Source organism: Acinetobacter sp. GN11 (assembly GCF_054823985.1).
On the sequence record NZ_JRVL01000071.1, the window covers coordinates 1 to 14,128 of the forward strand.

A 14,128-nucleotide genomic window follows, 5' to 3' on the forward strand; every position below is an offset into this window, starting at 1 on the left:
AACAACACGGTATTTAAATGAAAAAAGGTTTGACTTTATATCAAAGCCAAACCTTTAAATTAAAATTTAATAATATTTAAGATACTTTCTTTTGTGCTGCCTGCTCTTCAACATAGTCCAAAAGTTCAGAAAATTGCGCAATCGTTGCTTTAGGCTGTGCTTGTTCAAGTTCCTCTGGTGTTCCATAACCATAAGTCACTGCAACTGCTTCAATACCATTATGGCGAGCACCCAAAATGTCGTATTGTCGATCACCTATCATTAAGCATTCTTCTGGGTTTAGTTGCTCATGTTCAAGAATATAATGAATGAGTTCAGCTTTATTAGTCCGCTCGCCTGTTAACTCACTACCATAAATATGTAAAAAATATTGGCTTAAGTCAAAATGATCCAAGATACGTTTTGCATAAATCGTTGGTTTAGCGGTGGCAACAAATAAACGATATCCTTCTTCTTTTAATGCATTAAGCGTTTGGGCAACTGATGGATATACTTCATTCTCAAATAAGCCCGTAACTGAAAAACGCTCACGATAAGCAAGTAATGCTTGCTCAGCCAAAGCATCATCTTGAGTAGCTAACAGTTTTGCTAACGAGGCTTTTAACGGGGGGCCAATTGACCAGTCAATATTTAAATCAGCAGCTAAAGGATATCCCAGTTTATCCATTGCATAGCGAATTGAAGTATGGATACCAACTTTTGGGTCTGTTAGAGTTCCATCTAAATCAATCAAAATATGTTTTATAGCCATTCAATCACTAACCCAGTAAAGTATTTAATTCAATTGGTCGAGAGTTTAATCAAACTCTCTTATACTAACGTAAATTTAAATTGAAAAGGAAATAACCGTGCGTCCAACCGTACTTTGTTTCTCGGGTTTAGACCCTTCAGGTGGTGCAGGTTTACAAGCTGATATTGAAGCGATTGGACAAAGTGGTGCTCATGCAGCAATTGCATGTACAGCCCTCACCATTCAAAACTCACAACAAGTATTCGGCTTCGAAGCAACCTCAAAAGAACTATTATTAGCTCAAGCAAATGCCGTTGTAGGTGATTTACCAATTAAATGCGTTAAATCAGGCATGCTCGGCACTACAGATAATATTGCTGCTCTAGCTCAGTTTCTTCGCGCACATCCAGACTATCAATATGTACTTGACCCAGTTTTGGTCGCAAACAGTGGTGGTTCTTTAGGTGATCAGGCGACTCTCGTTAAAGCATTTGTTGAGCTTATTCCCCTAGCCACTATTATTACTCCCAATACAGTCGAATTACGTGCTCTAACAGGCATTGCTGACTTAGAACAAGCAACCAAAAAACTTTTCGAAATGGGTGCTAAAGCTGTATTAGTCAAAGGTGGACACGAAGATACGCCTGATCATATAAAAAATAATTTATATATTAATGGTGAACTTGCGGCGAGCAGCAGTTGCCCACGCTTAGATGGCGAGTATCATGGTTCAGGTTGTTCTTTAGCTAGTTTTATTGCTGGTCGTTTAGCTTTAGGTGATTCTTTAAAAATTGCAGTTCAGCATGCTGAAACATGGTTATTCGGTGTTTTAAAGAACGCCGACACTCCAGTATCAAATGGGCAAAAAATACCAAAAAGATTTTAAAAAAGAAAAAAGGCGCTAAAAGCGCCTTTTTTATTCCCCTCAATTATTGAGGAATACGTAAAACCTGACCAGGGAAAATCTCATCTGGATCTTTTAACATTGGTTTATTTGCTTCAAAGATTTTTGGATATTGATTTGCATCACCATAAAATTCTTTCGCAATTTTTGAAAGGTTATCACCAGATTTCACTGTATAAAATTTGCTTTCTGGTTCAGGAGTTGCAACAGTCATTTGATCATCTACATGTGCCACATGATCAATATTCCCAACAATAAGAATAATTTTTTCTTTATCTGCTTGGCTTTGTACTTGACCATTAATAGTCGCAGTATCAGTTGAACCATTATAGGTTACAGATAAGCCTTCTACCCCTAAACCTAAGCTTTTAATTAAACCTAATAATTTATTTGCGATTTCTTGTGCAGAAGGTTCTGCTGGTGTTGCCGGAGCTGGTTGTGGTTCTGCTGGTGCGGTATTTTTCTTACCAATACCTTTTACAAAATCAAAAAGACCCATCTTTTAGTCCTCATATTCTTGTTTATAATAAAGTCATTAAACTGACCCTTATTGTTATACGTGAAAAAAGAGGCACCTCTGCTATCAATTGAGGTTGATCTTGTAAAAATATGTATCTCTTCTTTTATTTTGCTCAAATAAAAAAAGCCACCTTACGGTGGCCTTCTTTTTATTCAGCAATATGCGAATTAACCAAGTTTTTTAGTTACATAGTCAATTGCAGATTGAACTGTAGTGATTTCGTTAGAATCTTCATCAGGGATAGTGATGTCGAAGTCGTTTTCGAAAGACATTACAAGTTCAACTAGATCTAAAGAGTCAGCACCTAAGTCATCCATAAAAGATGCTTCGTTTTTAATCTCTTCAGCTTTAAGACCAAGTTGTTCTGCAACTGCTTGTTTAACGCGTAGTTCGATATCGCTCACAGGAATTCTCCTCATTGCTTGTGGCGTTTGATTTGCCACTAGTTTAATTGAATATAAAAAATTTTAAAAGTTTATACATCAGCCTTAGGCCATGTATAAACCACCATTTACATGTAATACCGTACCGGTAATGTAACCTGCTTTATCACTTGCAAGGAAACTCACCGCATTTGCGATATCTTGTGGCTCACCTAAGCGATTTAAAGCCACTTGATCACTCATTTTTTTGCGAATGTCTTCACTAAGTGCATCTGTCATTTCTGTTGCAATGAAACCTGGTGCCACACTGTTCACAGTGATTTGGCGGCTACCCATCTCTTTTGCAAGACTACGGCTAAACGCTTCAATACCTGCTTTTGCAGCAGAGTAGTTCGCCTGACCTGGGTTTGCAAAATGTGCAACAACAGAACTAATATTAATAATGCGGCCAAAGCGCGCTTTTGTCATACCTTTAAGCACACGTTTAGATAAACGATATACAGCTTTAAGGTGAATGTTGAGAATGTCATCCCAATCATCTTCTGACATGCGTAGCAATAAATTGTCTTTCGTGATACCCGCATTATTAACCAAAATAAGCACAGGGCCATAGTTTTGTTCAATATGAGAAACGACTGCTTCAATCTCATCGAGATTACGCACATCGAGAGCTAACCCTGCCCCTTGCTCACCAAAGCTTTCACTTAACTTTTGTGCGCCAGATTCAGATGTCGCAGTACCTACAACAAAATAACCGTCTTGAATAAGTTGCTGGGCAATAGCAGCGCCAATGCCCCGACTCGCGCCCGTTACTAATGCAACTTTGCGTTCTTGTGTCATGCAATTTTTCCTTCTGCCACTAAAACAGCATTTAGGGCATCTTCCATTTTACTCTTACTATCGATAGCAAAAGCTTTTTCTATATTTGGTAAACGCTTCGCGAGATTACTCAATACTGTACCAGGTCCACACTCAACAACGTAGTGAATACCTTCGTCTTGTAAAAACTGCATCGTGTCTGTCCATTGTACAGATTGGTACAATTGAGCAGTTAACGCCTGACGCAATTGAGCAACATCGGTAGCTATTCCCGCGTTGACATTTTGTATTACAGGTATGGTAGGCAGCTCAATGGCAGTTTGTTCCAAAGCTTCTGCAAATTTTTCAGCAGCAGGTTTCATCAACGAACAATGTGAAGGAACTGACACAGGTAAAGCAATTGCCTTAGCAGACTGCTCTTTTGCCAAAGCCATTACTTGTTGTACAGATGCTGCACTTCCAGCAATTACGACTTGGCCTTGTGAATTATAGTTTGCAGCTTCTACTGAGCCTTGACCTTCTGCATTCACAATTTGACAAAGTTCAACTACTTTTTCATCAGCCAAACCAAGGATTGCAGCCATAGCTCCTTCACCTTGAGGAACAGCGCTTTGCATGAGTTTGCCACGCAAATTCACGAGTTTCACTGCATCTGCCAAGCTCATAGATCCTGCAGCAACCAAAGCGCTGTATTCACCTAGAGAATGTCCTGCAAGGTACTTAGGTGCCAGACCACCTAAATCAAGCCATACACGCCATAGAGCGATACTGGCAGTTAATAACACAGGTTGGGTATTTTCTGTTTGGTTGAGGCCTTCGCCACTTTGCGCAATATGCCACAGATCAAATCCAAGCGCATCTGAAGCTTCGGCAAAGGTTTGCCCAACCCCACTAAACTGTTCTGCTAGTTCAGCAAGCATACCGACTTTTTGTGAACCTTGACCAGGAAACACAAACGCAGTTTTTGTGGCTAAAGCTACTTGTTCAAGACGTTTAGCAGACATAAGAAATCCTTTTTTGGGTTTTCACTCATTTCTGGAGCGGAAATTTAACATGTTATTTATATTTTTATAATTGCGAAAAACAACAAAAAAAGGGAGCTTTCGCTCCCATTTTTTCTATACTTAAGCATCACGCTTAATGCATATCATACAATTATTCAGCATCAGCTGCTTTAGCGAATAATTGACGACCACGGTAGAAACCGTCTTTAGTAACGTGATGACGACGATGAGTCTCACCAGTTGCTTGGTCTACTGTTAATGCATTCTCGGTTAAAGCGTCATGTGAACGGCGCATGTCACGGCGAGAGCGACTTTTACGGTTTTGCTGAACGGCCATGATGGCTCCTTACAAAGATCGAAAAAATGGATCAGAACAAATTCAGTTGTCTTAACTCACAATTATATCACAAATTATGAGTTAAGTTTACCCTTCAAACCTGCCAAAACATCAAACGGATTATCCCGTTTTTCTTCAACAACATCTTGAACGGTAGGTTGATGTTTATTTTCACAAGCATCATGCTTGGGAGATAAAGGCACCAACAATAACAGTTCATCTTCTAGTAATGCGAGCAAGTTAATCGAGGCAGGCGTATCATAATCGCCTTTCGTCGAAGACTCACTTTCACCTAAAACGATGAAATCAGCATCCTCATCCAAGCGCTCTATCAGTGACTCATCATCTATTAATGCAATATGAAAGTCTAAGACAAGAGGTATTTCAACAGGTTCCAAACAACGTTGGCACTCCATTGGAACTATCGTGTCTATATGACCATCCATCCACACAATGCGATGATATGCATCCATTGATAGCTTACAGTCTATGTTGACCAATTGATTATCAATTGATCCAACAGCTTCACGAGCAATACGAGCAAAGCGAGACAAGGACAGTTGACCTGACCATGTAAAGCCTTGTTCAGCCCATTTAAACGGCTCAATCTGTGCCGGAAAGGTATTTGCTGACATAATTAAGGCGGCAATTCTACAAATTCATCGGTACTCTGTCAAAGATTAAGATACAATTTTGCACTTCTTTAGACAGAACTCGGGGTAAATTAAGCAATGCACCTGTTGCAGCCGCAACCTGAAGTTAACACTTCATTACTCGTTTGCACCCATTCAACTCATCAGAACACGCTTGTGCCTGACATAGTGCAACTCTCACCATGGTCAAGCTCAAAATCAGAGTCTGAGCAAGTCGATTGGCTTATTTTACACTTTAATCACTGGTTTTCCCACCATAATGTGACATTAGTTCGTGGAGATTTTGAACCAGAATATTTCCCGGCAACAAATCAGGGTCCGGCTAAAATCCAATTCGCCCACGGTTTTTTGAACAGCGCGTTACATGAAATCAGTCATTGGTCAATTGCTGGCGAAAAACGCCGCTTATTACCCGATCTAGGATATTGGTACGCTCCCGATGGCCGTACGCAAGAACAACAAAGTCTATTTGAACAAGTAGAAATTAAGCCGCAGGCAATTGAATGGTTATTTGCGCAGTCTTTTGGTAGGAAGTTTAGAGTCTCGCTTGATAACCTGACAGGGGATGGCGGAGACGGCAAAATGTTTAAAGATAATGTTTACACTCAAGTACAACGTTACTTTTCAGGTGAAGCCAAGTTACCACGTGATGCAGCAGCATTTATTGGTTTTATTTGCCAATGTACACGTTCAGGCATAGCATTACAATCAAATGAATTTAAACGTGAACTCCTTGATTAATTGACAAAAAAACCACGTTAATCACTTGCATAGATTATTTAAAAAGCCTAATAATTATTTTAACACTGGCGTGATGGAGTCTCTAAAATATGATGCATTTACATGTACATCCTGAAAATCCACAGCAACGCCTCATTAGCCAAGCGGTTGAACGCATTCGTGCCGGAGATGTTGTGGTTTACCCTACCGATGCTGCCTACGCAATTGGCTGTCAGATCGGTAATAAAAATGCTATGGAACGTATTGCGCAGATTCGTGGTTTAGGGCCAAAGCACCAATATGCAATTATGTGCTGTGATTTATCTGATATTGCAACTTATGCAAAAGTTGATAATGCAACTTATCGGTTATTGAAAGCGAATACCCCAGCCATTACGACTTTTATTTTACCGGCAACCAGTGAAGTTCCGCGTAGGTTAATGCATCCTAAAAAGAAAACCATTGGTTTACGTATTCCAAGCAACCCAATTTGTCAGGCTTTATTAAAAGAACTTGGTGAACCTCTACTCACCAGTACATTAATTTTACCAGGCCAAGAAGACCCACTCGATGATCCATACGATATTGAAAATCAGTTAGATAAACGAATTGATGTATTTATTGATGGCGGTTTCGGTACTTTAACAAGCACAAGTATTGTCGACTTATCGGGTGAACATCCTGAAATTATCCGCCGTGGTATTGGAGATGTAAGTGCTTTTGAATAAGCACTTACAATTTTTACCAACAGTTTTAAAAAAAGTATTATCACTCAAGAAAATACTCTTTATTTATTTTGGATTTTTTTTACACTTTAGTCGTTAAGTAATTTATTAAAAGGCACAATTCATTTAGAATGATTGCCACTATCTGCTGTTCTTCTATTTACAGCTCTCTTTGACTTGAATAACAAGTCTCATGCTTTTGAAAATTCGCGTGGCTTATAATCGTAATGAATCAATCACTTCATCAATCCATGGAAGACGCTCCACACATCCGTGTTTTAGATGAGTGGCATGACAAGATTCCTGAAGATCTCTATATTCCTCCTGCTGCATTTGAGATTTTGCTCGAACAGTTTGAAGGTCCGCTAGATTTTTTAATTTATCTGATTCAAAAAAACGGTTTTGATTTAATTCAAGTCGATATTGCTCCTATAGCAAGTCAATATTTAACCTATATGGATAGCATGAAATCCTTAAATATTGAGCTAACCGCTGACTATATGGTGATGGCAGCCTTATTGGCTGATTTAAAGTCACGTTTACTTTTACCAAAGCCAACAACGATCAGTATTGAAAAAGATCCCAAGCAGGACCTGATTGATCGACTTGAAACCTATCTACGCATTAAGCAAGCGGCAGAACGTTTAGGTCAAATGCCAATTCTTGAGCGTGATACATTCAATGCAAATGTGAGCTTAGGTCATATCGCTCCTGTTTACGAAGGCTATGATATTTCAGCATTACATGATGCATTGTTCTGTATATTTAACCGCCCTGAACCTGTTGTTCATGTTGTAGCTCAAGAGCCTGTATTACTCGAAGAACGTATTGCATATATTAAAGAGAAATTAGAGTCTGGTGACGTGTTAAGTTTTAAAGAATTACTCAATCCTCTGCAAGGTCGCATGGGAATGGTTGTTACATTTATGGCTGTTTTAGAGTTAACCCGTCAACAGCGAGTTAAAATTATTGCATCTGGTATTGAAGCTCCTTTAGCAATTCAAGGATCTTCAATATGAGTTTTGAACAAAATAATACTGATTTGTCATTAGCCGACATTCATCACGAAGTCTTATTACAACTTGAAGCAATTATTTTTGCCAGTGATGCGCCCGTTTCAATTGCCCGTTTAAAAGAAGCATTTAATAATCAGTATAATAAACAACAGCTTCGTCAACTCTTACAACAGCTCGCGCTATTACAACACGGCAGATCTATTGAGTTGATTGAAACAGCGCAAGGGTTTCGCTTTCAGGTAAGATCTAAATATCGTAGTATTATTGCGCAAATTTGGCCAGAGCGACCAACTAAACTGTCGCCTTCATTACTAGAAACGCTGGCCGTCATTGCTTATCATCAACCGGTTACCCGCGCAGATATTGAACAAATTCGTGGTGTGTCTAATAATAGTCAGATTCTTAGAACACTATTTGACTGGAACTGGATTAAAGAAGCCGGTTTTAGAGATTTACCCGGAAGACCCGCGTTGTTAATTACAACGCCACAGTTTCTGAATGCTTTTGGTCTAGCTTCGATAGGCCAATTGCCTCCCCTACAGAACGCCAAGGAAGCCTTTATGGCTCTCGATGCAAATGCACCGAAATCATAAAGAGGTGGACTGTTGATCATTATGTCTAAGGTTGTGCTGTCATGAGTGAAAAATTGCAAAAAGTATTAGCGCGAATCGGATTAGGTTCCCGCCGATATATGGAAGAGGTTATTGCCGCAGGACGCGTGAGTGTAAACGGCCGTGTTGCCCAAGTGGGTGAGCGCATTGAACCAGGCGATGAATTACGCATTGATGGCCGTAAAGTTCAGTTTCAAATTGAAGACGAAATTCGTCGCCGTGTATTGATTTACTATAAGCCAGAAGGTGAAATCTGTTCACGTAATGATCCTGAAAAACGCCCAACCGTATTTGATCATTTACCACAAATTGCGAATGACCGCTGGGTAATGGTAGGTCGTCTAGATATTAACAGTACTGGTTTATTATTATTTACAAATGATGGTGAGCTTGCTAACCGCTTAATGCATCCATCAAATGAAGTTGAACGCGAATATGCTGTTCGAGTGATGGGTGAAGTAACGCCTAAAATACGCCAAAAAATGGTAACTGGCGTAGAGCTTGAGGATGGTCCAGCTAAATTTGAGTCTTTCTCGGAAATTGGTGGTGAAGGTATTAACCGCTGGTACCAAGTTGTTGTGAAAGAAGGTCGTAACCGTGAGGTTCGTCGTATTTTTGAATCACAAGAACTTAAAGTAAGCCGCTTATTACGTACGCGCTACGGTACTGTTATTTTACCACGCGAATTACGTACTGGTCGCTGGATGGAGCTCGATAAAACTGACATCGATAACCTAGCAAAATCTGTTGAGTTAAAACCACGTCAAGGTACAGGTCTATTTGGTATGGCAAAACGCCGTACTGACCGTATGACCGAAAAGCCAATGGCAGCTCGTCGTGGCGGTTACTTACGTCAACAACGTCGTGATGAAGAAAATGAAGCTCCTGTTAACACGGGTAACCAACGTAAATCGACTGGTTTTAACCGTGGTTCTAAGAAATTCTAAAATATTGAATAATATGTAAAAAAACCGCTCAAATCAGAGCGGTTTTTTTACAGCTTTTTTAAAATTAATTCATTTTTTCCAGCTCAATCCATTCAGCTTCAGGGAAATGAATTGCTAAATAGTCTTTCAAATAGTTTGAAGTATCTTGAGAAATTAATGGATCTTTTGATTCATCTTTTAGGTTATAAACCAAAGCTTTTAATTTTAGCCCACGAGACTTGAGCGCTTCAAGGCTAAGTAAAGTATGGTTAATACTTCCTAAACGGCCCGATGTGACTAAAATAACGGGGAACTGGTGCTGAACAACATAATCAATGGTGAGTAAGCTTGTAGTTAATGGCACCATTAATCCACCAGCACCTTCTAACAATACAATTTCAAAATGCTCCGCCAGTGTTTGAGTTGCATTTTCAATTTTTTGAAAATCAATTTCTCGATTATCTAAGCGTGTTGCTAAATGAGGTGAAGCAGGATAACTAAAAATTTCTGGCATGGTGAGCTTGTCATGATCTTCTTGAAACCAACCCTGCCCCATAATTTCACGATGCTTTTCAATATCTTCAGAAATATCAGTATTACCAGTCTGAATGAGTTTTTGGGTAATCACTTTTTTACCCTGCTCAGTCCATAATTTTGCTAAAAAGCCTGTAGCGTAAGTTTTACCAATGTCGGTATCAATCCCACTCACAAAATAGATCTGGCCACTCATTTACTTCACTCTCCGTGCAATACAATAAATCGGATGATATGTTAGGGAATATCCTTCAGCGTACTTAAACCGATCATAATCTTGATAAAATTGTTGTAAAGTTTGCTTAGTCCAACGGTGCTGGGCAGTTGCCGTTACACCTGTTGCTTTTAAATGCTGCAACACGGCTTTAGGCGAATCAAAATAGAGTTGAGTTTCTGACTCTGACAAATGCAAAATCTCAAAACCAGCCTGAGTTAAGGCTCTATTCCAATTTTCAATTGACCAATAACTTAAACCTTGCCCTGTTAATTCTTTAATCTCGATTAAGTTTCTTGGGCCAAAAGTTGAAAAACATAACCAGCTTTTTTCATTTAAAGCAGCATGACAATGTTGAAGTACACGAGGTAAATCTTGCATCCATTGCAAAGCCGAACCAGAAATGATCATGTCGAGCTGCTGGGGAAACGCTAAAGTTTCAACATCCCCAATCAACCATTTCAAATTTTCTTGATGGTTAAAGTGCTGCTGCACATCTGCATACAAGTCATTCAAAATTAACTCTTCAATCTGAAAAGATGCAGCAATAAGACGAGTTAAATTGCCAGAACCACAACCAATTTCAAAGATACGTGACATCGTTGTAGGGCAAAACTGCTGGAGTAAAACCGTTAAATTTTGGCAAATTTGTTTTTGAACAGTTGCATGCTCTGAATAGCTTTGCCCCGCTTTGGCAAAACGCTGGGCAACCAAGTTTTTATTCAGACTCACAGAAAACTCACCAATGCTTCAAGCTCATGTTGCTGTACCATTGACGTTAAAGAAATACGCAAACGCGAACTATTTTTAGGTACGGTTGGTGGACGCACAGGCATGGCATAAAAACCACTTTGCTGAACCTGCTTTGCCTTATCGATAGCAGCCTGACTTTCTCCCACAATGACTGGAATAATATGGCTGGTCGATGGACTTACATAACCCTTTTGCACAACAGCTTGTTGAAGATATTGGCTAATATTTTGTAGATGCTCACGCTGAGATTGGGCATGTAATACTTTTTGAAAAACAAAGTTTGCCCATGCCATAACAATCGGCGGTTGAGCAGTACTGAAAATAAGTGGGCGCATTTTATTAATTAAATAATCTTTAATAATTGGGTGACAAATAATGTATCCCCCCACTGCCGCTAGTGCTTTACCTAATGTCCCCACTAAAAAATCAATATCTTGAATGACATTGTATTGTTCAGCACCCCCTAAACCTTGTTCGCCACGCACACCAATTGAATGTGCTTCATCAACGTATAGCATAGTTTTGGCAAAGCGTTTTTTTAGCTGCACTAAAGCGGCTAAATCAGTTTCATCTCCATCCATACTAAAAATACTTTCAGTCACCACAATGATTCGCTCAATCTTTTCATCATCATGATATTTTTGCAGAAGTTGTTCTAGGTGCTGCAAATCATTATGGCGATAACGTACATATTGCGCACCCGATAAACGTATACCGTCGATCATGCTCGCATGAACCAGCTTATCAGCCAAAATTAAAGTTTTTCCATCGGTAACAGCTGGCAAAATACCGATATTCATGTGGTAGCCACTATTAAATAATAGTGCTGCCCGACCACCAAATGCTTGGCTTAGGCTATTTTCTAATTGTTCATATTCTTCAAAATTACCCGTTAATAAACGTGATGATGAAGAACTAAAATAGCTACGTTTGACTGGAAAATTTTCTAAAAACTCTTCACGAAGTTTTACATCTGCAGCTAATCCAAGATAATCGTTTGAAGCCAAGTTCAGCATCGTTTTATTTTGAATCGTAATAAAACGCTCATGCTGTACATTTTGAGTGAACTGTCTGAAATTGCCGTGTTGTTTTAGTTCATCTAATTCGATAGCAAAATGATCAAGCAACGACATTTCAATGCACTCCCTGCATGGTTTCAACAACCTCAACCATCTGCTCAAGCAAATAGCTTAATTCCTGACTGGTAATCACATAAGGTGGCATTACATACACCAATTTACCAAAAGGACGAATCCAAATTCCACGATCAACAAACTGTTGCTGCAACGTTTTCATATCAACATTAACAGTGAGTTCAACTACCCCTATTGCCCCCAATACTCTTACATCAGCAACATAATCAAGCTGATTGAGTGGTGTTAAGTATTGAGTAAGTTGTTGTTCAATTCGCTCAATATTGGCTTGCCAATCTTGCTCAATTAATAATTGCGTACTTTTTAAGGCAACAGCACAAGCAAGTGGATTAGCCATAAAGGTCGGGCCATGCATAAATACCCCAGCCTCACTGCGACTAATGGTCTCGGCAACATGCTTCGTCGTTAAGGTAGCAGACAATGTCATATAACCACCTGTTAGCCCTTTACCTATGCACATAATGTCTGGCTCAACTTGTGCATGTTCCCACGCAAAGAGCTTACCAGTACGCCCAAACCCTGTCGCAATTTCGTCAAAAATTAATAACAAATTATATTGTTCACAAAGCGCTTTGGCTTGACGCAGATATTCAGGATGATAAAAACGCATGCCCCCTGCACCTTGAACAATTGGTTCGATAATGAGTGCAGCAAGGTTTTCATGATTTTGCTGAATAGCCTGTTCTAGCTCGGCAATATCTTGAGGGTTCCACTCTTCATGAAATTTGGTTTGCGGTGCCGCTACAAAAAAGCGGTTTGGTAAGCTGGTACCAAAAATCTGATGCATGCCTGTAACTGGATCACACACAGACATCGCATTCCATGTATCACCGTGGTAACCAGAACGCGTAGTAATAAAATTTGTTTTTTGCGATTCCCCCTGCGCAGTCCAAAATTGCACAGCCATTTTCAAAGCAACTTCAACAGCAACCGACCCTGAATCTGCATAAAAAATTTTATCGAGACTCGGTGGTGTAATTTTTAAAAGAATTTTTCCAAGTTCAATCGCAGGATCATGAGTGAGTCCACCAAACATGATATGGGACATATTTTGTAATTGGTCTGTCACTGCTTGATTGAGTTCAGGGTGGTTGTAGCCGTGGATCGCACACCACCAAGACGACATACCATCAATTAAAGTCCTACCATCATCTAATTCAATCGTTGCCCCATAAGCACGTTTAACTTTAAATGTGGGTAAAGGTTGGGTCATTGAAGTATAAGGATGCCAAATATGTTCCAAATCAAAATTATCGGTCATCCTATTTACCCTTTTACAGCATTCAAATCTTTCATTGAACACATGTTAAACCTGTTAAGAATGAAAGAAAATTGCGATATCAATCAAAGCTTATTAACTTTGCTGATGAATTGTTAAAAATTGGCAGATTTCTTCAATTGTTCTTTCGACCTGTAGGTAAGGAAAAGTATGTGTAGCATTTGTTAATAGCTTATAACTCATGTTTTTTGTCGCTATATCTTTAAAATTTTCAATAATCTTGCAAGGAATGACGCCATCTTGCTCTGCGAATAAATGAAGCTGTGGACCAGAGTAATTTTTTAAGTTATCTACCAAGTTTAAATGCTCTAACATTTCTAACCCTTGTAATAACAGCTCATACGGAGGCGGGTTTGATATATTTTGCATGTTTAGCCAATCTTTTTTAGCTTGTGCTGAACCTTGAGTAATTAAATAATAAAAGCGTTTTAAAGTCGCTTGTTGGTTTTGCAAAAAAGAAGCCTTAAATTGATTGAACACATCAGCAGGCATTGCAGTTTGCCACGTGTTATTGGCAACAAAACATGGATTAGAAGCAAGCGTAATTAAAGTTTTAGTTAGGCCAGTGCTGTTATAAAAAGAATCAACTAAGTGAGTCGCTAACTGACCTCCTAAGGACCAGCCCATTACAACATCAACCTCAGCCACTAAATCAAGCTGTTTCTGGAAACTACCAGTTAAAACATCAAATATATTAATAAGTTGTACATCACAACCCTTCTGTTGCAAATGTAATTTTAATGATTGCAGAGGTTCAATTCCTCCCCCCCAGCCTGTAATCAATAAAATTTTATTTTGTAACTTCATATGCTTGCCCAGAGCTAGTTTTATAAAGATTATATATTA

The 14,128-nt window shown here is 39.2% G+C and carries 18 protein-coding genes; 6 read left to right on the top strand and 12 right to left on the bottom strand.

The window, feature by feature from the left end:
* Positions 1-76 precede the first annotated feature (76 nt).
* Complete coding sequence (locus tag NL42_RS08320) at positions 77-751, bottom strand: HAD-IA family hydrolase (protein WP_461312417.1); 675 nt, start codon at positions 749-751, stop codon at positions 77-79.
* A gap of 97 nt (positions 752-848) precedes the next feature.
* Between NL42_RS08320 and NL42_RS08325 the strand changes: the two genes are divergently transcribed.
* Positions 849-1,616: a hydroxymethylpyrimidine/phosphomethylpyrimidine kinase gene (locus tag NL42_RS08325; RefSeq protein ID WP_461312418.1), complete on the top strand. Its 768-nt coding sequence runs from the start codon at positions 849-851 to the stop codon at positions 1,614-1,616.
* Positions 1,617-1,659: 43 nt separating this feature from the next.
* On the opposite strand, the gene lysM is transcribed toward NL42_RS08325, so the two are convergent.
* The 6 genes from lysM to NL42_RS08355 all read right to left on the bottom strand — a co-directional run bounded on the left by lysM (position 1,660) and on the right by NL42_RS08355 (position 5,332).
* Positions 1,660-2,133 (bottom strand): peptidoglycan-binding protein LysM, encoded by a 474-nt coding sequence (lysM, locus tag NL42_RS08330; protein WP_016139078.1) that lies wholly within the window; start codon positions 2,131-2,133, stop codon positions 1,660-1,662.
* A 188-nt stretch (positions 2,134-2,321) separates the two neighbouring features.
* The gene (acpP, locus tag NL42_RS08335) at positions 2,322-2,558 is read right to left on the bottom strand and encodes an acyl carrier protein (RefSeq protein WP_004641570.1); all 237 of its coding nucleotides are present in this window, start codon (positions 2,556-2,558) and stop codon (positions 2,322-2,324) included.
* 84 nt (positions 2,559-2,642) lie between these two features.
* The gene (fabG, locus tag NL42_RS08340) at positions 2,643-3,377 is read right to left on the bottom strand and encodes a 3-oxoacyl-ACP reductase FabG (RefSeq protein WP_016139079.1); all 735 of its coding nucleotides are present in this window, start codon (positions 3,375-3,377) and stop codon (positions 2,643-2,645) included.
* On the bottom strand, positions 3,374-4,360 hold the full coding sequence (fabD, locus tag NL42_RS08345; protein WP_461312419.1) for an ACP S-malonyltransferase: 987 nt from the start codon (positions 4,358-4,360) through the stop codon (positions 3,374-3,376). Before fabD ends, fabG begins: the two co-directional genes overlap by 4 nt.
* 151 nt (positions 4,361-4,511) lie before the next feature.
* Complete coding sequence (rpmF, locus tag NL42_RS08350) at positions 4,512-4,697, bottom strand: 50S ribosomal protein L32 (RefSeq protein WP_000290730.1); 186 nt, start codon at positions 4,695-4,697, stop codon at positions 4,512-4,514.
* A 74-nt stretch (positions 4,698-4,771) separates the two neighbouring features.
* Positions 4,772-5,332, bottom strand: a complete 561-nt coding sequence (locus NL42_RS08355) for a YceD family protein (protein ID WP_336169287.1) — start codon at positions 5,330-5,332, stop codon at positions 4,772-4,774.
* Positions 5,333-5,428: 96 nt separating this feature from the next.
* Here NL42_RS08355 and NL42_RS08360 point away from each other — a divergent pair, with 96 nt between their 5' ends.
* From NL42_RS08360 to rluB, 5 genes are all read left to right on the top strand, one after another.
* Positions 5,429-6,091: an elongation factor P hydroxylase gene (locus NL42_RS08360; protein ID WP_461312420.1), complete on the top strand. Its 663-nt coding sequence runs from the start codon at positions 5,429-5,431 to the stop codon at positions 6,089-6,091.
* An 89-nt stretch (positions 6,092-6,180) separates the two neighbouring features.
* A complete protein-coding gene (locus NL42_RS08365) occupies positions 6,181-6,798 on the top strand; it encodes an L-threonylcarbamoyladenylate synthase (protein ID WP_003653356.1) in 618 nt (205 codons plus the stop codon).
* Positions 6,799-7,022: 224 nt separating this feature from the next.
* Complete coding sequence (locus NL42_RS08370) at positions 7,023-7,814, top strand: segregation and condensation protein A (RefSeq protein WP_461312421.1); 792 nt, start codon at positions 7,023-7,025, stop codon at positions 7,812-7,814.
* Positions 7,811-8,404 (top strand): SMC-Scp complex subunit ScpB, encoded by a 594-nt coding sequence (scpB, locus tag NL42_RS08375; RefSeq protein WP_016139084.1) that lies wholly within the window; start codon positions 7,811-7,813, stop codon positions 8,402-8,404. Before NL42_RS08370 ends, scpB begins: the two co-directional genes overlap by 4 nt.
* Positions 8,405-8,445: 41 nt before the next feature.
* Positions 8,446-9,369, top strand: a complete 924-nt coding sequence (gene rluB / locus NL42_RS08380; RefSeq protein ID WP_336169281.1) for a 23S rRNA pseudouridine(2605) synthase RluB — start codon at positions 8,446-8,448, stop codon at positions 9,367-9,369.
* 64 nt (positions 9,370-9,433) lie between these two features.
* Here the strand turns inward: rluB and bioD are convergent, their stop codons facing one another.
* The 5 genes from bioD to NL42_RS08405 all read right to left on the bottom strand — a co-directional run bounded on the left by bioD (position 9,434) and on the right by NL42_RS08405 (position 14,089).
* Positions 9,434-10,078: a dethiobiotin synthase gene (gene bioD / locus NL42_RS08385; protein ID WP_461312422.1), complete on the bottom strand. Its 645-nt coding sequence runs from the start codon at positions 10,076-10,078 to the stop codon at positions 9,434-9,436.
* Positions 10,079-10,828: a malonyl-ACP O-methyltransferase BioC gene (bioC, locus tag NL42_RS08390; protein WP_461312423.1), complete on the bottom strand. Its 750-nt coding sequence runs from the start codon at positions 10,826-10,828 to the stop codon at positions 10,079-10,081.
* On the bottom strand, positions 10,825-11,982 hold the full coding sequence (locus NL42_RS08395) for an 8-amino-7-oxononanoate synthase (protein ID WP_461312424.1): 1,158 nt from the start codon (positions 11,980-11,982) through the stop codon (positions 10,825-10,827). Before NL42_RS08395 ends, bioC begins: the two co-directional genes overlap by 4 nt.
* Before the next feature lies 1 nt (position 11,983).
* A complete protein-coding gene (gene bioA / locus NL42_RS08400) occupies positions 11,984-13,264 on the bottom strand; it encodes an adenosylmethionine--8-amino-7-oxononanoate transaminase (protein ID WP_461312425.1) in 1,281 nt (426 codons plus the stop codon).
* A gap of 93 nt (positions 13,265-13,357) precedes the next feature.
* Positions 13,358-14,089 carry an alpha/beta hydrolase family protein gene (locus NL42_RS08405; protein ID WP_461312426.1) on the bottom strand — a complete coding sequence of 244 codons (732 nt, stop codon included), beginning with the start codon at positions 14,087-14,089 and terminating at the stop codon, positions 13,358-13,360.
* Positions 14,090-14,128: the final 39 nt, after the last annotated feature.